Source organism: Caulobacter sp. HMWF025 (genome assembly GCF_003060965.1).
Classification (GTDB): Bacteria; Pseudomonadota; Alphaproteobacteria; order Caulobacterales; family Caulobacteraceae; genus Caulobacter.
This window is the reverse complement of record NZ_QAII01000148.1, coordinates 1-16,426: the sequence shown is the minus strand read 5'-3', so window position 1 is coordinate 16,426 and position 16,426 is coordinate 1. Positions and strand designations below refer to the sequence as shown.

The following is a 16,426-nucleotide window of genomic DNA, read 5'->3' as shown; positions in this document are numbered from 1 at the left end:
CTCAGCCCTTCAGATACTCGGCGACACGGCCTTCCAGTTCTTCGGAAAGCGCCTTGCCGACCGGGTGGGTGTCGACCCTGATGTCGCCGCGAACGGCCGCCTTGATCGCATCGATATGGGCGTCGACCAGGAACATCGGGGCCGAGAGGCGGGTCTCGGGCTCATCGATGAGCTTGCAGAGCGAAGCGGCGATGCGGGTGATCAGCGGGAACTCATAGGTCGCGCCGAGCCCCTTGAGGTCGTGGGCTCGCAGATAGACTGACTCGACGGTCGCCGCCGTAAGGCCCTGGGTCTTGACCTCCTGGCGGGCGGTCTCGAGCTTGGTGATCTCGTCCTGCAGCCATTGAGCAAAATTACCCGAGAGGCTTTTGAGAGCGGCTTCAGCCTTGGCGATGGCCGCCATATCGATCCCGCCGCGTCCGCCCACCTTGAGCTTCAGCATGTTCGGTACCTGGATCACCTCGGCGGTGGTCTTGTTCGTCACGATCGCCTCCCCGGCGGCGGGAATAATTTTGCGATTACTAGCATAGCAGGCGTTAACAACGAATGAGACGCCCGTTTTCGAGCGGCCAATCGTCTCAGGCTGAAAACTGTTCTGCGAGGACGCGTTCGTCCAGGCTTCGACCGGCGTCGAACAGCATGGCGAGACTGGTGTCGCGATCCTCAGATATATGAACCTCCAGGACGTCGCGGACCTCGAAATTGTCAGCGACCGCGCTGACGGGGCGCTTGTCGGCCTCGAGGATTTCAAAGGTTATGCGAGCAGTACGCGGTAGCAACGCGCCGCGCCACCGACGCGGGCGAAAGGCACTGATCGGCGTCAGGGCCAGGACCTGACCCCCGATCGGGATGATGGGGCCGTGGGCCGAAAGATTATAGGCGGTTGAGCCTGCGGGCGTGGCGATCAGGGCCCCGTCGCACACCAGCTCTCCCATCCGCACCTTCCCGTCGATGGAAATCCGCAGCTTTGCGGTCTGACGGGTCTGCCGCAGCAACGAGACCTCGTTGATGGCAAGGGCGCGGTGGTTGCGCCGCTGTGTGTCAATGGCGGTCATGGCCAGGGGGTGGATGACGGCCCGTTCTGCGGCGTTGATCCGCTCGAGTAGTCCGTCCTCGCTGTATTCATTCATCAGGAAGCCGACAGAGCCGCGGTTCATCCCGTAGATCGGAGTCTGGTTGACCATTGTATCGTGAAGGGTTTCCAGCATGAAACCGTCGCCCCCGAGGGCGACGATAACCTGAGCGGCCTCGTTGCCGACATCGCCATAGCGGGCTGTCAGGCGCTCACGCGCTTCCTCGGCTTCAGGACGGTCACTGGACCGGAAGGTCAGGCGAGTCAGAAAGGGCTGCGGCTGATACATCGCGCTCAAGTGGAGGGAAGCTCACCGGCTTGTCAAACCGCGCCGACCGCCTGTCTGAAGGCCATGCCGGCAATATCCGGCGTGAAAGGGCCAAAGGCGCTGCTGGCGCGCCGGGCCCCCTCGGAGCCGCCGCCCGGACGTCCACCATTGAGCTGCCGCACATGGTCGAGAATCGTCGGGAAAACGCTGCGATCGATGCTGACGGCAGAGCAGGCCAAGGCCAGGAGTTCTGGCCGGTTGCTGTCGATGGCCCGGCGAATCTGGCCGGGCTCAAAGCTCCCGAGTCGGGCAAGGGCCTGGATGAACAGGGGGAGGCGGCCTTCCCTTAGAACCCTCAGCAGATAGCCGGGACGGAGCTGGCCTGCGGAGTCCAGCTTCTCGACCAGCAAGCGCTCCATTTCCTCACGCTCGCTGGTGTTTTCGAGCGGATCCTCACCCTCTGGGGTCTCCCCGCGATGGGCGGAACGAAGGGCGTCATCAATCGCCGTATCCATGGCTCTTGCGTCTAGGTGAAAGCGCGTCTGCAAGGCCTCGCGGAGCGCACCGCCGACCCAAAGATAAAGCTGCTCGGCGAGTTCGCTGGACAGGCGCGGATGTCGGGCCAGAGGCGACCTCAGGGCCACCACATCCTTGGCCCTCGAAACCAATCGCCCCATCGCATCCGAGGTGAGCTCTGCGCTGTCATTGCTGGCCAGAGCGGTCAGAACCGCAGGCTCGCCCCGGGCCAGAATCGCTTCAACCACTGATGCTGCCAGCCTCGGGCGTCGGGCGACCTCGATCTGGTGTTCCAGCGTCGCCTGGACCAGAAGGCGGATCAGATCATGGTCCTGCAGGACCGGGCTGCGCGCGATGATCGGCCTGGCGATCTCGATCTCGTCGAGCGCCAGAATGTTTATGAGCGCCGACGGTGCCCAAGGGGCATCGGCAAGGCGTTCGGAAAGCCGCTGCCGGATGTCGCGCTCAGCCTCAACCACGAGCGTCATGAAGATCGAATCCAGCAGGCGCTGGATATCGGGATCGGCAGGCGCACCGATGGCCTGGCCGGCTTCGCAAAGCTCAATAATGCCCGTCAGAAGGCGTTCGCGATCACCGGGATCCCGGCTGCGCGCCAATGTCAGAAGCTTAGCGGTCTGGACGGCTTGGATGACCAGCCTCCTCGAATCCCGAACTCAATCAGCATGACCATGCTTTAGTCGAATGAAAACATGCTTAAACGGTTGAGCTTGGAGAATGACAAGACGAGCGACCTGTTGTCGCGGTTTGAGCCTGAGCGAGGGAGAAGCCGGATTGAGTGAACCTCTGATTTTGGCCCTGGACCAGGGAACGACCAGCACACGGGCGATCCTGTTCGATGCCCGCGGGAGTGCTTTGTCCGAAGCCGCCCGCCCCCTGCGCCAGAGCTATCCGGCTGATGGGTGGGTCGAGCACGATGCCGAAGAGATCCTTGCAGCCAGCGTAGCGGTCATGCGGGAGGCTGTAGAGACGTCCGGCCGTAGCGTGGGCGATGTCCAGGCCATTGGCATAACCAATCAACGCGAGACCGTCGTGGTCTGGGACAGGGTGACAGGGCGCCCCATCTATCCGGCAATCGTCTGGCAGGATCGGCGGACGGCCGCGGTCTGCGACGATCTGCGTGCGGCAGGCTATGAGGCCAGGGTGGCAGAGATCAGCGGGCTGCTCCTCGACCCCTATTTCTCGGGCACAAAGATCGCCTGGATCCTCAACCATGTGCCGGGCGGCCGAGCCCGGGCCGAGACGGGGGAGCTCCTGTGTGGAACGATCGACAGCTGGCTCATCTGGCGGCTTACCGGGGGCGAGGTCCATGCCACGGACGCGACCAATGCGTCACGGACACTGCTCTTCGATATCCAGGCGCAGACTTGGTCGCAGCCCATGCTGGACCTTCTCGAGATACCCGCAGGGATGTTGCCGGAGGTGCGGGATTGTGCCGATGACTATGGCTCGGTGACGCCCGATATCCTGGGCCGCGCGGTTCCGATCCGGGGCGTAGCCGGAGATCAGCAGGCCGCCCTGATGGGGCAGGGTTGTATTCTTCCAGGCCAGATGAAGGCGACCTACGGAACCGGTTGCTTCATGCTGATCAACACCGGGGACGTCAGGCCCGTTTCCCGTTCAAGACTCCTCACGACTGTCGCAGCCCGTATTGATGGCAGGACGATGTTCGCGCTCGAGGGATCGATCTTTGTCGCCGGTGCGGCCATTCAGTGGCTTGGAGAGGGGCTCGGCATTACCGGTGGACCCCGGGCCGCAGAGGCGCTGGCCCGAGCGGCACGCAGTGATCATGGCGTCGTCGTTGTGCCGGCCTTCACCGGCCTTGGCGCGCCGTGGTGGGATGCCGGAGCGCGGGGGGCGATCTTCGGCCTGACGCGTGATGCTGGCCTGCCGGAGATCGCCCTAGCGACCTATGACGCCTGTGCCCTGCAAAGCCGGGACCTGATAGAGGCCATGCGGGCCGATGCGCCTGAGGCTTTCGGCGCAGGTGCGCAACTTCGGATCGACGGCGGGATGTCGCGGAGTAGCTGGTTTTCCCAGCGACTGTCGGACCTTACCGGCATGCCGGTCCAGCGTGCGAGCTATCTCGAAACCACCGCGCTTGGTGCTGCCCTGTTCGCAGGACTTGGCGCGGGGCTCTACGCCTCCCTTGCCGAAGCGGCGGCTGTTCGACCGGTTGCGGAAGCGCTCGAACCCGCAATGCCCGTGCATCAACGCGAAGCGGCCTATGCTCGTTGGCTGGATGCCGTGCCGCGGGTGCGATCCTGAGTTCTGGACCCCTTCGCCAAGGGTGCCGGAGCGACCGAAGGTATGATAGGCAGCGCTGTCAATTTCTGGGGACTGCTGAACGATGCCGACGCGCCGTGACATCACTTTCATGGCGGCCGCCGCCGCTTTCTCGGGAGGGGCATCAATGACCCAAGCTGCAAGCCGCCCGGCCTTGGGCGGAATTCGCCGCCTTGCGAAGGCTATGGATGACGTGGCTGCTGCCGGCGCAACTGTCGAGCAACTGGCCAGTGGGTTCATCTGGTCAGAAGGTCCGGTCTGGATCGAGAACGGGCGCTATTTGGTGTTTTCCGATGTGCCTGCAAACACCATGTACCGGTGGTCGGAAGCTACAGGTGCCGAGGTCTTCCTCAAGCCCTCCGGCTATGACGGGCCGCCCACCGCCATATTCAGGGAGCCGGGTTCGAACGGCATGGCGCTGGACGCGCGGGGCGACCTCATCGTCTGCGATCACGGCAACCGGGCGCTGTCAAAAGTCGATCTCGCGACCCGCAAGAAGTCGATCATCCTAGATCGTTACCAGGGCAAGCGGTTCAACAGCCCGAATGATCTGGCGATCACCAGCTCCGGCGCGATCTATTTCACCGATCCGCCCTATGGCTTTGAGGGGCTGAACGCCTCACCGGCCAAGGAACTCGCGTTCAACGGGGTCTATCTGCGTCGGCCCGACGGGGCGGTCGTTCTCGTGGACGAAACGCTTACCTTCCCGAATGGCGTGGCCCTGTCGCCCGACGAGACGCGTCTCTACGTGGCGGTGTCGGACCCCGAAGGTCCGATCATAATGGCTTACGATCTCGGTGCCGACGGCCTGCCGGTCCGATCGAGCCTGTTCTTTGATGCGTTGGCCCTGCTGAAGGCCGGAGGCCCCGGCCTGCCGGACGGCATGTGCCTGGATGCCGAGGGACGGCTCTATGCGACGGGGCCCGGCGGCGTGCTGGTGATTACGCCACAGGGGGAACTGATTGGGGTCATCGAAACTGGGCGGCCAGTGGCCAATTGTGCCTTCGGAGAGGACGGTCAAACCCTGTTTCTCACTTCGCAGGATGTTTTGGCCCGGGTGCGTTTGAAGACGAAGGGGCTCATCTGAGCCCTTCGCGCCGAAGCCGGCGGGCGATAGACCCCCCGCTGGTGGATCAGCGGTCCGGCACTCCGGCAGCGTCAACATAGGCCCTGACCCGCGCAAACAGGTCCTCGAACATCGGGGTGGTCAACCGGCCGGTGTTCGTGTTGAGGCGCGAGCAGTGATAGCTGTTGAAGACCCGATAGCGACCCGCCTGGAATTCCGAGCCATGCCCCGGGATGCCGTCGGAGGCCTTGAGACCCAGGGCTTTCAAGACGCTGCGTCGCGCGACATCGCCGAGCGTGACAATAGCGCTGAGTTCGGGAAAGGCCTCGATCCGCTGGGTCAGAAACGGCCGGCAGGCGATTTCTTCAGACGTTTCCGGCTTGTTTCCAGGGGGCGCGCAACGGACAGCATTAGTTACCGCGCAACCCAGGAGTGTCAGGCTGTCATCGGGACGGGCCTCAAAGCGCCCAGTGGCGAAGCCGAACTTGATCAGCGTCTCGTAGAGTAGCGCGCCGGCATAGTCTCCCGTGAAGGGGCGTCCCGTGCGGTTCGCGCCCTTGCGGCCTGGAGCCAGCCCGACCACCAGAAGGCGGGCCCTGGCATCCCCGAAAGACGGGGCCGGGCCATTAAACCAGTCGGGGAAAAGGGCCTGGTTCTCATGCCGATAGGCGACGAGCCTTGGACACAGGGCGCAGTCCCTGGCCGGCTCGGCCGGAGAGGGGACGGTCTCCCCGGCAATGTTGCTCCGGTTCTCAATACTCATCGTCGGCCTCGCGCTCGGCCAGGGTGCGGGCATCCGAGAGGGGGCGGGGTGCCGGCGCGCGCTGGGGGCGACCGATGATGTTGGCAAGATCGCTGAGATCCACGAAGTCGTCCGCCTGGCGACGCAGGTCGTCACTGGTCATCGGAGGCTGGCTCTTCATCGTGGAAACCACCGTGACGCGCCGGCCTTTGCGCTGGACGGCCTCGACAAGGGCGCGGAAGTCGCCATCCCCCGAGAACAGGACAAGATGATCGGCGGTCTCAGCCATCTGAAGCATGTCGACTGCGATCTCGACATCCATGTCGCCACGCCAGCGCTTGCGACCCTGGCTGTCGGTAAACTCCCGGGCCGGCTTGGTCACGAGCGTGAAGCCGTTATAATCGAGCCAGTCGACGAGGGGGCGGATTGGTGAATAATCGTCGTTCTCGTTGATGGCTGTATAGTAATAGGCCCGGATGAGGATGCCGCGCTTTTTGAATTCATCGAGCAGCTTGCGATAGTCGATATCAAATCCCAGGGCCTTGGCGGCAGAATACAGATTGGCCCCGTCAATGAACAGTGCAAGTCGGTCGGTCGGGTAGAAGGTCAATTTGGAAAGTCCTTGAAAAACAAGACAGAGACAAATGATCTGAATGAAATCGTCGTCGTGGCGTTTGGCTGCAGTGTGCCCGGAAGTTATGTGAGTCGGGAGGCTCTGCTAACCGCTGCCCTGGCGACTCTCCCGTCTCGGGGATTAAAGATTCTGGAGGTTTCCCGTTGCTGGTCCTCACTGGCCTGGCCCGATCCTAAAGATCCGGCCTACCGGAACGGCGTCGCACTGGTCAGGACAGACCTGGGTCCTCGTGACGTTCTGGCTGTACTGCACGAGGTTGAAACCGAATTTGGTCGGGTTCGTGGCGCGACAAACGCGCCGCGGACACTGGATCTGGATCTGATCGCATACGGGCGCATGGCGATTTCAGGGGATGACCTTTGCATTCCGCATCCTCGTGCGCACGAAAGACGTTTTGTCATGGGGCCGTTGTCCGAATTGGCCCCCGAGTGGCTTCATCCTGTTCTGGGGCATTCGGCAGCCCATCTGGCGGAACATGCGACGGTTGGGCGAGATGCCCTGGCCCTGGCGTTGCCGGGATCGTCACTCTGGACTTCCGCAAGCGAAGCAGGCATAAGCGCCCCCTCGCGGAAGAAGGGTGACATTCCCGGCGGCGTTGCGTAACGCTGGCTGGACCCTTATTTCGTAGAGCATCACGGCTAGCCCGAGGAATTCATGGCCCGCGTCACCGTCGAAGATTGCGTTGAAAAGGTTCCGAACCGCTTCGCACTGGTCCTGCTGTCGGCCCACCGGGCGCGCGGCATTTCGGCGGGTGCGGCTCTGCTGGTCGACCGCGACAATGACAAGAACCCGGTCGTCGCGCTTCGCGAGATCGCTGACGATGTCGTTGACCACGAAGGCCTGAAGGAACAGCTGATCGGCACCCTGCAACGGGTCGACGAACACACCGAGGCTGAAGAAGAGGCCGAGACCTTGGCCCTGCTCGCTGATCCGAGCCACATGCAGATGAGCGAACTGGAACTGGTTCGCGCCCTGCAAAGCGACCGCGACGGCGGTCAGGAGGAGCGGTACTGAGCCCCGACGGCGCAGACCCTCTAATCCTTGAAGCGGCGCCTGCCGCCGCTCCTTCCGAACGCGCGCCTGAAGCGTCCTCTGATACCGGGGACGCGTCGGGCGCGTCTTCGTTTGCGGGACCGGCTGATGAGCCGGCGGCCAGCACGGCACCGCCCAAGCCCCGTCAGAAATTCCTGCGTCAGTATGAACTGATCGAGCGGGTTCACTCCTACGATCCTACGGCCGACGAGGCGCTTCTGAACCGTGCGTATGTCTATGCCATGCGGATGCACGGCAGCCAGACGCGGGCCAGCGGTGATCCCTACTACGCCCACCCGATCGAGGTGGCGGGCATCCTGACGGAGTACCGGCTCGACACCGCGACCATCGTCACCGCGCTCCTGCATGACGTGATCGAGGACACGCCGGTCACCCGGGAAGACATCGCCGGTCTGTTCGGCGACGAGGTCGCCGAGCTTGTGGAGGGCGTCACCAAGCTCTCCAAGCTGGAACTTCAGGCCGAGCACTCGCGGCAGGCCGAGAACCTGCGCAAGTTCATCCTCGCGATCAGCAAGGATGTGCGGGTCTTGCTGGTGAAGCTGGCCGACCGTCTGCACAACATGCGGACGCTGCATTTCATCAAGGCCCAGGCCAAGCGCGAGCGGATTGCGCGTGAGACGCGGGATATCTACGCGCCGCTGGCCCGGAACATCGGCTGCCACCGCATCTGTACCGAGCTCGAAGAGCTTTCGTTCGAGCACACCAATCCGGTCGCCCGAAACGCCATTATCCGGCGACTCGACACCCTGCGGGCCGAGCAGGGCGGGGCCGTTGCCCTTGTCAGCCAGGAAATCTCGGCGCGGCTCAATGCTGCTGGGTTGCCGGCACGGGTTTTTGGCCGTGAGAAGTCGCCCTATTCGATCTGGCGCAAGCTGCAGCGCAAGTCGATCGGCTTTTCCCAGATGTCGGACATCTATGCCTTTCGTGTGATCGTCGACACTGAAGAGGACTGCTACCGGGCGCTGGGTGTCGTCCACCGCGCCTGGTCGAGCGTTCCGGACCGGTTCAAGGACTTCATTTCCACCCCCAAGCGCAACAACTACCGCTCGCTGCATACGACGGTCGTCGGGCCCCGCGGGATGCGCATCGAGATGCAGATCCGCACCGAGGCGATGGACCGCGTCAACGAAGAGGGTGTTGCGGCCCACTTCCGCTACAAGGACGCGTCGTACGGCCTCGATCTCGAGGGCATGGAGGCGGCCGGCGGGCGCGATCCCCTGGCCAATCTACGCCAACTGGTTCAGGTCCTCGAGCATGGTGGAGACGCCGAAGAACTGGTTGAGCACGCCAAGCTCGAAATGTTCCTCGACCAGGTTTTTGTGTTCACGCCGAAGGGCAAGCTCGTCAGCCTGCCGCGCGGAGCCATGCCGCTGGACTTTGCCTATGCGGTCCATACCAGCGTCGGTGACACCTGCATCGGCGTGAAGATCAATGGTGAGCTGAAGCCCCTTCGGACGCTTCTGAACAACGGCGATGTGGTTGAGGTCATTCGTGGTTCAAAGCCGGTCGTGCCCCCGGACTGGCGGTCACTGACCGTGACCGGGCGGGCACGCTCCGCCATCCGCCGCCATATTCGCCAGACCGAGAAAGAAGAGTTCCTGCGCCTGGGACGCTCGTCCGTGGAGCAGATCTTCGAGCGCGCGGGCAAAAAGCTCAAGGACGTGTCGCTGCGACCGATTCTCGAACGCTATGCCCTGGACAGCGAAGACACTCTTTTTGACGCCGTCGGAAGGGGCCGGGTCTCTCCGAGTCAGGTCCTGGAGACCGCCTTCCCGGGCATGAAGGACAGCGAAATGGCTGCCGCCTCGGCCCGTCGGAAGATCGAGGGGGGCAAGCAGGCCAAGCTTTATGTCCGGGGCGGTGGCTTGACCCCGGGCGTTTCGTTGCATTTTGCCCAATGCTGCAGTCCCGTCCCGGGCGACCGGATTGTCGGCATCCTGCGTGAGGACGGCGCGGCCGAGCAGGACGGTGGCCTGGACGTGCATACGATCGATTGCCCCAAGCTTGCCGACTATGAGGACCGCGAGGAGCTCTGGCGGGACTTGAATTGGACGCCCGAGGCGGAGCGCGAGACGGTGTCCCTGACCCGGCTCCACGCCACGATCCAGAACGCTCCGGGAGTACTCGGCCAAGTTTGCACGATCATCGGCGAGGCGGGTGGCAATATCGTCAACCTGCGCATGCACCATCGTCAGAGTGACTTCTTCGACACGGACATCGATGTTGAGGTGCGCGATGCCAAGCATCTGACCAACATTTCGGCGGCCCTGCGGGCCTGCCCGTCTGTCGAGACTGTCGACCGAACGCGGGGCTAGCGCGGCAGCCGGCTGATCGCATCGGCCGTCGATGCGGTCAGGGGCGAGGGCAGGGCGTCGAGGTGGAACCAGCTCCAGGCTTTGAGGGCGTGATCCTCCTGGATCTCAGGTACGCCTTCGAAGCTGTCGGCCAGATAGGTGATGGCGACCCAGTGATAGTCCGCTGCGATCATGTCGGTCACGGCCAGGACCGGGCCTGCGGTGATGCGGATTCCCAGTTCCTCGTCAATCTCGCGCTCGGCGCAGGCGCGGGCCGCTTCGCCCCAGTCGAGCTTGCCGCCGGGAACGCCCCAGTGGCCGGCTTCAGGATTCTTGATGCGCTGGACCAGCAGGATACTACCCTGATCATCGAGGATGACGGCACCGCAGCCGATCCTGGGACGTGGAACTTCACTCATGGCCTGCGGTAGACCCAAAACCGGGCCTTTGCGCAAGCCGAGGTTTGACGTACCGAACCGGTGGGCTATATCGCGACCATGACCAATGACGACGTTCTCGACGAATTCCGCGCCGCCGGAGCCCTCCGTGAAGGCCACTTCGTGCTGTCCTCAGGCCTGCACAGTCCGGTTTTCCTGCAGAAGAACCTCGTCTTCATGCGGCCCGAGCGTTGCGAGCGGCTGTGCAAGGCCCTGGCCGCGAAGATCGTGGCTACGGTCGGCCAGCCCGAGGTCGCCGTGTCGCCGGCCGTCGGCGGGATCATTCCCGGCTATGAAACGGCCCGGCACCTGAATGTCCCGTCGATCTATGTCGAACGCGAGGGCGGGGCCTTCAAGTTCCGGCGTGGTTTCCATATCGAGCCGGGCCAGAAGGTCGTGATGGTCGAGGACATCGTCACCACCGGCCTGTCGTCGCGTGAGTGCATTGCGGCCATCCAGGCGGCCGGCGGTGACGTGATCGCGGCGGCCTGTATCGTCGACCGGTCCGGCGGCAAGGTTGACGTCGGCGTGCCGCTGGTATCGCTATGCAGTCTTGAGGTTCCGGCCTATCCGGCGGATGCCCTGCCGCCCGAGCTTGCGGCCATCCCCATTGAGGATCCGGGCAGCCGCCGGCTGCGCTAGTCCGTTACTTGGCGGCGGGCGGGGTCAGGGTCGTGACCGGCCAGGCGATACCGAGCTGCTCGAGATAGGTCCCGTACTTGTCTGGATCGAAGTAGAACTTCGTCATTTCGGGCCGGTAGGTCGCCATGATGTTGGCATTGATCTGGGTCTGCGGCTTGTCGGTCGCCGCCAGCATCGGGACGTACTTCTGGTCCTTGGTCTGGACATCCCGGAAGAAGGCCTTGGCGTCCGCCAGCAGCTTGGGCTGGGTCAGAAGATCCAGCGCCGTCATCGCAATGACCTTGGATCCTGCCGTCACGCCCTTGTGGGCGATCGGGGTGGCCATGGAAATCGCATTGGCCCAGTGGTGGCCGGGCAGGTCGGGGATATTGGCCGGATAGTTGAGGGTGATGGTCGGCATGATCCAGGAGATGTCGCCGATGTCGTCAGATCCGCCGCTCTCGGGTTTGGGGTCCGGTGCCGTCAGCCCCTTGAGCTTGACGTCGAGACCTTCCCGCTTGGTTGAGCCCACATTGGTCTGAACTGCCCTGGCGAAGGCCTGTTCGTCCTCGGTCCATTTCGGCAGGCCGACGATCTCGATATTGGCCTGGGCCGCTTCGGCCATCGGCCGGTTGAAGTAGCGCGGCGCCGCCGTGCCGATCACCATGTGGTCGACACGGGTATCGGTCATGTCCGCCGCCGCCTGGGCGATCTTGTTGCCGATCTCGTAGTTCTTCTTGATCGCGTCGAAGCTTTGCTCGCGGAAATAGTACCAGACGCTGGCTTCAGACGGCACGACGTTGGGCTGGTCACCGCCGTCGACGATGACGTAGTGGGACCGTTGTGAGGGGTTCAGGTGCTCCCGTCGCATGTTCCAGCCCATGTCCATCAGTTCGACGGCGTCCAGCGCGCTCTTGCCGCGCCAGGGCGCTCCAGCGGAATGGGCAGACTCGCCGTGGAAATTGTACTTCACCGACACGAGACCGGTGCCGATCGACGGCCCCCAGCTGGTTTGGAGGTTTGAGCCGACGTGCGTGAAAAGGGTGACGTCGACATCCTTGAAGACGCCGTCACGGACCATATAGGCCTTACCCGCGACCAGTTCTTCGGCAACGCCCGGCCAGAGCATTAGCGTACCGGCGATCCCTTCCCGGATCATGAGGTCCTTGACGGCAAGGGCTGCAACCACGTTCAGGGCCTGTCCCGAATTGTGGCCTTCGCCATGGCCGGGTGCGCCTGGCACGATGGGGTCATGCCACGGTACACCGGGCTTCTGTGAGGCTTTCGGGATGCAATCAATGTCACTCCCGAGCGCGATAACCGGCCCGCCCTTGCCGTTGGTCCAGGTCGCCGTCCAGGCCGTCGGGATACCGGAAACGCCGCGCTGGATGGTGAAGCCGTTCTCCTCGAGCACACCCGTGATGTACTTCGAAGTCTCGATCTCCTGAAAACCCAGTTCTCCGAACGAGAAAATCTTGTCGTTCATCACCTGGGAGAGCTTGGCGCGGGCCTCGACGCCTGCAACGGCTTCGCTCTTCAAGGCCTTGAGCTTGGCCGGCGAGACAGATGCTGCCAGCGAAGGGGCGGCGGTGCCTGAAAGCATCGCTGCAAGGACGATAGCCCCAATGAACGTCTTCACCGCCGTTTCCCCCTGTAACTTGCATTAGTGGAGCAAGCTTGTGCGGCGGTTCAGAAGCTGTCCAGAAAGAATTCCGATTGGGCATCAAGCGGAAAGGCGGCGGTCCTTTTCTGCCCTCCACCCGCGCCCCAGAACGCAGTAGGATGCCCCGGCGGTCAGTTTACCGCAGACCCTGTGAGTCGAGGTCCCGTCATTCCTGGTCAGCCCCCCGCAACCGTCCGTCTGGGCGTCAATATCGACCACGTTGCCACGATCCGGAACGCCCGGGGATCCAGCTATCCCGAGCCCGTTCGGGCGGCCGAGCTTGCGCTAGCTGCCGGGGCCGACGGGATCACCGCGCATCTGCGCGAGGACCGTCGACACATCTCGGATGCGGATATCGCGCTCCTGACCGATCTGTGCCTCAAGCGCGGCAAGCCTCTCAATTTCGAGATGGCGGTGACGGACGAGATGGTCGGCATCGCCCTCGGAGCGCGGCCGCACGCGGCCTGCCTGGTGCCTGAACGGCGCGAGGAAGTGACGACCGAGGGCGGGCTGGATATTGTTCGCGGCTATGATGCCATCGCTGCGGCCACGGCCCGGCTTCGTGCGGCCGGTAGCCGCGTGTCGCTGTTTGTTGACGCCGAAGAGTCCCAGATTGAAGCCTCCCATCGCGTGGGGGCCCAGGTGATCGAGCTACATACCGGTGCCTATTGCGATGCCGCGCGGGCCGGTGAGGCGGCGCGGGCGGCGGCAATTCTCGAGCGTTTGCGACAGGGCGCGGCCCTGGCGGCTGAACTTGGCCTTGAGGTTCACGCAGGCCACGGCATCGACTATGCGACCGTTAAGCCTGTGGCTGCGATTGCCCAGGTCGCTGAGCTCAACATCGGCCACTTCCTGATCGGCGAGTCGATCTTCGTGGGACTGCCGCAGGCGATCCATCGTATGCGGGCCCTGATGGATACGGCCCGGCTGGAGGCCGGTGCGTGATCATCGGGGTCGGATCGGACCTGTGCGATATCCGTCGGATTGAAAAATCCCTCGAGCGCTTCGGTGACCGCTTCACCCACAAGGTCTTCACCGAGGTCGAGCGCCGGCGCTCCGAGCGCAAGCCCGACCGCGCCAGCAGCTATGCGAAACGGTTCGCGGCCAAGGAGGCTTGTTCGAAGGCCCTCGGGACAGGTCTGAAGCAGGGCGTGCATCTTGCCGGAATGGGCGTGGTCAACCTTCCGTCCGGCAAGCCGACCATGGCCCTGACCGGCGGAGCGGCCGAACGGCTGGCCGCATTGACCCCGCCCGGGATGACGGCTGTCGTCCATCTCTCGCTGACGGATGACCACCCCTGGGCCCAGGCGTTCGTGATCATCGAGGCGGTCTAGGGTCTTCGCTGCAGCCAACAGGGAGGGGACTTTGAACGACTACCTGCTGCTCATGCACGGCGATGCTGTCGACGAAAAGGTCGACCAATGGTCAGCCTGGCTGGACCGGCTGGCAAGCGAAGGCCGCCTTCGGGGCGGAAGCAGCATAGCGGGGGGCGAATGCGTTCGGCGCGACGGGCAACCGCAACGACCGCTGAGTTCACTGACCGGCTTTGTGAGGATCGCAGCGACCGATCTTGAAGACGCCAAGACCTGTCTGGTCGGAAACCCGGCTTATGAAGGCGGCGGTACCGTTGAGTTCCGGCTTCTTCTGGAGGATGACTAGTCACAAGGCTGCTGCCCAACCTGTGCCATGAAGGCGAGATATCGGGGGAGGCGCTTGCCCCTGTCCTCAAGCACGTCTAGCAAAGCCTGACCGGTTCGCCGGCCCCCATCGTATCAAGAGCCCCGCGCCCGCATGACCGACGCCGAAACCTCGCCCCCTGAAGACAAGGGGGGCGCCGTCCAGGAACTCATCGAGATCATCAAGACAGTCGCCTATGCGCTGTCCATCGCGCTTGTGCTCCGTGTGCTTCTGTTCCAGCCCTTCACGATCCCGTCTGCGTCGATGGAACCCAACCTGCTTGAGGGTGACTACATCATCGTCAGCAAGTTCAGCTATGGGTGGAGCCGTCACTCCTTCCCGTTCAGTCCCAAGCTCTTCGACGGCCGCATCCTGGGCAAGGCTCCGAGGCGTGGCGACATTATTGTCTTCAAGCTGCCGCGGGATGGTCGGACCGACTACATCAAGCGGCTGATCGGGATGCCGGGGGACAAGGTTCAGGTGCGCGCCGGCGCGGTCTATATCAACGGGAAGGCACTTCCGCAGAGCGCCAGGGCACCGGCTCTGGTTGATATGGGCTATGGCTTCACCCAGCAGGTCCAGCGGTTTGAGGAAACCAATCCCGAAGGGCGCAAGTATGCGACCCAGGACTTTGGACCCGACAGCCGTGGTGACAATACCGGCGTCTATACCGTGCCGGCGGGCTGCTATTTCTTCATGGGCGATAACCGCGACAATTCGGCCGACAGCCGCTTTGATCCGGGCACCTCGCCGCTCGATACCGGGCCTGGCTACTGCAAATGGGACTATGAGCTCGACCAGTACATCGGAGACGAGGTCGGTGTCGGGTTTGTGCCGGCCGAGAATCTCGTTGGTCGGGCCCAGATCATTCTCCTTTCCTGGAACCGCGACGCTGCGCTCTTCAAGCCGTGGACCTGGGTCATGGATGCCCGGCCGAGCCGTTTCTTCCGCGTCCTGAAGTGATCCTGCGTCATGGATAACCGGCGGACGACCGCCGTCAGCGATCTTGAAGCGCGTATCGGTCACACCTTCGCGGACCGCAAGCTGCTTGAACAATCCCTGACCCACGCCAGCGTTGGGGATGGGGCCAAGAAGACCGCCGACAATGAGGTTCTGGAGTTCATCGGCGACCGGGTTCTGGGCCTTCTGGCGGCAGAGGCCCTGGCCGAGCGGTTTCCGCAGGCCAAGGAAGGCGAGCTCGCGCCACGTCTGAACGCTCTGGTCAGTCGGGAAACCTGCGCCCGAGTGGCACGGGCGGCTCAACTGGGCCCCGCGCTTCGGCTGTCGGCCTCATCCAGCAAGATTGGGGGGCGCGAGACCGAGTCCATTCTGGCGGGGGGCTGCGAAGCCCTGATGGCCGCCCTTTATCGTGACGGCGGCCTTGATACCGCCCGACGGGTCTTCCTGGATCTATGGAGCACGGAGTTTGACCGCGCCGCTCAGGGCAAGCCTCGGGATCCCAAGACCGCGCTGCAGGAGTGGGCCCAGGCCCAGGCAAAGCCTTTGCCGAGCTATGCGGTGGCGGATCGCACCGGCCCCGACCATGCACCGATTTTTACCGTGAAGGTCACGGTTGAGGGGGTTGATCCGGTATTCGCGACCGGCCGGTCGCGGCAGGACGCCGAAAAGGCTGCGGCCAAGGCGCTTCTGGATCGCGAGTCCGCGTCTTAGGCGAACAGATTTTCAGCGACGGCTTCGCGCATCAGAAAGGGAGCGAGGCTTGCGCCACGCTTTCGTTTCCGTAACGAGCCTTCTATATGCCAACGCCTGTTTCCATCGATTTCTGACTCCCCGGAAGATTGCGCCTCATGGCTCGTATCCTGATCACGTCGGCCCTGCCGTACATCAACGGCATCAAGCACCTGGGGAATCTTGCGGGATCCATGCTGCCGGCGGATGTCTATGCCCGGTTCCAGCGGGCCCGGGGCAACGAGACCCTCTACATCTGCGCCACAGACGAGCACGGCACGCCCGCCGAACTGGCGGCGGCCGCCGCCGGCCAGGATGTCGAGACCTATTGTGCCGAGCAGCACATTCTTCAGCGCGACGTCGCAGCGGCGTTTGGCCTGTCCTGGGACT

Annotated in this window: 19 protein-coding genes; 12 read left to right on the top strand and 7 right to left on the bottom strand. The window is 63.5% G+C overall.

All coding sequences use genetic code 11. From position 1 onward, the window contains the following. Position 1: 1 nt before the first annotated feature. The 3 genes from DBR10_RS15555 to DBR10_RS15545 form a co-directional block, all read right to left on the bottom strand. Positions 2-484 (bottom strand): Hpt domain-containing protein, encoded by a 483-nt coding sequence (locus DBR10_RS15555; protein ID WP_108506276.1) that lies wholly within the window; start codon positions 482-484, stop codon positions 2-4. Positions 485-578: 94 nt separating this feature from the next. After that, the gene (locus DBR10_RS15550) at positions 579-1,361 is read right to left on the bottom strand and encodes an NAD kinase (protein ID WP_108506277.1); all 783 of its coding nucleotides are present in this window, start codon (positions 1,359-1,361) and stop codon (positions 579-581) included. A gap of 32 nt (positions 1,362-1,393) precedes the next feature. Further along, the gene (locus DBR10_RS15545) at positions 1,394-2,479 is read right to left on the bottom strand and encodes a DUF2336 domain-containing protein (protein ID WP_108506278.1); all 1,086 of its coding nucleotides are present in this window, start codon (positions 2,477-2,479) and stop codon (positions 1,394-1,396) included. A 169-nt stretch (positions 2,480-2,648) separates the two neighbouring features. Between DBR10_RS15545 and glpK the strand changes: the two genes are divergently transcribed. Next, the gene (gene glpK / locus DBR10_RS15540) at positions 2,649-4,142 is read left to right on the top strand and encodes a glycerol kinase GlpK (RefSeq protein WP_108506280.1); all 1,494 of its coding nucleotides are present in this window, start codon (positions 2,649-2,651) and stop codon (positions 4,140-4,142) included. A gap of 82 nt (positions 4,143-4,224) precedes the next feature. Then, positions 4,225-5,247 (top strand): SMP-30/gluconolactonase/LRE family protein, encoded by a 1,023-nt coding sequence (locus DBR10_RS15535; protein WP_335582567.1) that lies wholly within the window; start codon positions 4,225-4,227, stop codon positions 5,245-5,247. Positions 5,248-5,293: 46 nt separating this feature from the next. Here the strand turns inward: DBR10_RS15535 and DBR10_RS15530 are convergent, their stop codons facing one another. After that, positions 5,294-5,983: a uracil-DNA glycosylase gene (locus DBR10_RS15530; protein WP_108556492.1), complete on the bottom strand. Its 690-nt coding sequence runs from the start codon at positions 5,981-5,983 to the stop codon at positions 5,294-5,296. Continuing rightward, a complete protein-coding gene (locus tag DBR10_RS15525) occupies positions 5,979-6,578 on the bottom strand; it encodes a LabA-like NYN domain-containing protein (protein WP_108505736.1) in 600 nt (199 codons plus the stop codon). Before DBR10_RS15525 ends, DBR10_RS15530 begins: the two co-directional genes overlap by 5 nt. A gap of 12 nt (positions 6,579-6,590) precedes the next feature. Here DBR10_RS15525 and folK point away from each other — a divergent pair, with 12 nt between their 5' ends. The 3 genes from folK (at position 6,591) to DBR10_RS15510 (ending at position 9,970) form a co-directional block, all read left to right on the top strand. Further along, positions 6,591-7,205: a 2-amino-4-hydroxy-6-hydroxymethyldihydropteridine diphosphokinase gene (folK, locus tag DBR10_RS15520; RefSeq protein WP_108490444.1), complete on the top strand. Its 615-nt coding sequence runs from the start codon at positions 6,591-6,593 to the stop codon at positions 7,203-7,205. Between the two features lie 51 nt (positions 7,206-7,256). Continuing rightward, positions 7,257-7,616: a DNA-directed RNA polymerase subunit omega gene (gene rpoZ / locus DBR10_RS15515; RefSeq protein ID WP_108505737.1), complete on the top strand. Its 360-nt coding sequence runs from the start codon at positions 7,257-7,259 to the stop codon at positions 7,614-7,616. A 173-nt stretch (positions 7,617-7,789) separates the two neighbouring features. Continuing rightward, a complete protein-coding gene (locus DBR10_RS15510) occupies positions 7,790-9,970 on the top strand; it encodes a RelA/SpoT family protein (RefSeq protein WP_108505738.1) in 2,181 nt (726 codons plus the stop codon). Here the strand turns inward: DBR10_RS15510 and DBR10_RS15505 are convergent. Next, a complete protein-coding gene (locus DBR10_RS15505) occupies positions 9,967-10,368 on the bottom strand; it encodes an NUDIX domain-containing protein (protein WP_108505739.1) in 402 nt (133 codons plus the stop codon). The genes DBR10_RS15510 and DBR10_RS15505 overlap by 4 nt on opposite strands. A gap of 78 nt (positions 10,369-10,446) precedes the next feature. Between DBR10_RS15505 and pyrE the strand changes: the two genes are divergently transcribed. Further along, positions 10,447-11,028, top strand: coding sequence for an orotate phosphoribosyltransferase (pyrE, locus tag DBR10_RS15500; RefSeq protein WP_108505747.1), 582 nt, complete (start codon positions 10,447-10,449; stop codon positions 11,026-11,028). A gap of 4 nt (positions 11,029-11,032) precedes the next feature. Here pyrE and DBR10_RS15495 read toward each other — a convergent pair whose 3' ends face one another. Then, entirely contained in the window at positions 11,033-12,610 is a 1,578-nt protein-coding gene (locus tag DBR10_RS15495; RefSeq protein WP_108490448.1) for an amidohydrolase, read from the bottom strand. 228 nt (positions 12,611-12,838) lie between these two features. On the opposite strand from DBR10_RS15495, the gene DBR10_RS15490 reads away from it, so the two are divergent. The 6 genes from DBR10_RS15490 to DBR10_RS15465 all read left to right on the top strand — a co-directional run. Next, entirely contained in the window at positions 12,839-13,615 is a 777-nt protein-coding gene (locus DBR10_RS15490) for a pyridoxine 5'-phosphate synthase (RefSeq protein WP_108505748.1), read from the top strand. Continuing rightward, on the top strand, positions 13,612-14,004 hold the full coding sequence (acpS, locus tag DBR10_RS15485) for a holo-ACP synthase (protein ID WP_108505740.1): 393 nt from the start codon (positions 13,612-13,614) through the stop codon (positions 14,002-14,004). Before DBR10_RS15490 ends, acpS begins: the two co-directional genes overlap by 4 nt. Before the next feature lie 31 nt (positions 14,005-14,035). Next, a complete protein-coding gene (locus DBR10_RS15480; protein WP_108505741.1) occupies positions 14,036-14,329 on the top strand; it encodes a YciI family protein in 294 nt (97 codons plus the stop codon). Between the two features lie 132 nt (positions 14,330-14,461). Then, positions 14,462-15,310, top strand: coding sequence for a signal peptidase I (gene lepB, locus DBR10_RS15475; protein ID WP_108490585.1), 849 nt, complete (start codon positions 14,462-14,464; stop codon positions 15,308-15,310). Positions 15,311-15,319: 9 nt separating this feature from the next. Further along, entirely contained in the window at positions 15,320-16,018 is a 699-nt protein-coding gene (rnc, locus tag DBR10_RS15470) for a ribonuclease III (RefSeq protein ID WP_108505742.1), read from the top strand. Between the two features lie 137 nt (positions 16,019-16,155). Then, positions 16,156-16,426 (top strand): class I tRNA ligase family protein (locus tag DBR10_RS15465; RefSeq protein ID WP_146187862.1); only part of this gene is annotated, 271 nt, incomplete at its 3' end.

What these genes read in the sequence shown, in the direction of transcription:
- DBR10_RS15550 (WP_108506277.1), bottom strand. Translation starts at nt 1,361, where the DNA reads ATGTATCAGCCGCAGCCCTTTCTGACTCGCCTGACCTTCCGGTCCAGT.
- DBR10_RS15535 (WP_335582567.1), top strand. Translation starts at nt 4,225, where the DNA reads ATGCCGACGCGCCGTGACATCACTTTCATGGCGGCCGCCGCCGCTTTC.
- rpoZ (WP_108505737.1), top strand. Translation starts at nt 7,257, where the DNA reads ATGGCCCGCGTCACCGTCGAAGATTGCGTTGAAAAGGTTCCGAACCGC.
- DBR10_RS15505 (WP_108505739.1), bottom strand. Translation starts at nt 10,368, where the DNA reads ATGAGTGAAGTTCCACGTCCCAGGATCGGCTGCGGTGCCGTCATCCTC.
- pyrE (WP_108505747.1), top strand. Translation starts at nt 10,447, where the DNA reads ATGACCAATGACGACGTTCTCGACGAATTCCGCGCCGCCGGAGCCCTC.
- DBR10_RS15495 (WP_108490448.1), bottom strand. Translation starts at nt 12,610, where the DNA reads ATGCTTTCAGGCACCGCCGCCCCTTCGCTGGCAGCATCTGTCTCGCCG.
- lepB (WP_108490585.1), top strand. Translation starts at nt 14,462, where the DNA reads ATGACCGACGCCGAAACCTCGCCCCCTGAAGACAAGGGGGGCGCCGTC.
- rnc (WP_108505742.1), top strand. Translation starts at nt 15,320, where the DNA reads ATGGATAACCGGCGGACGACCGCCGTCAGCGATCTTGAAGCGCGTATC.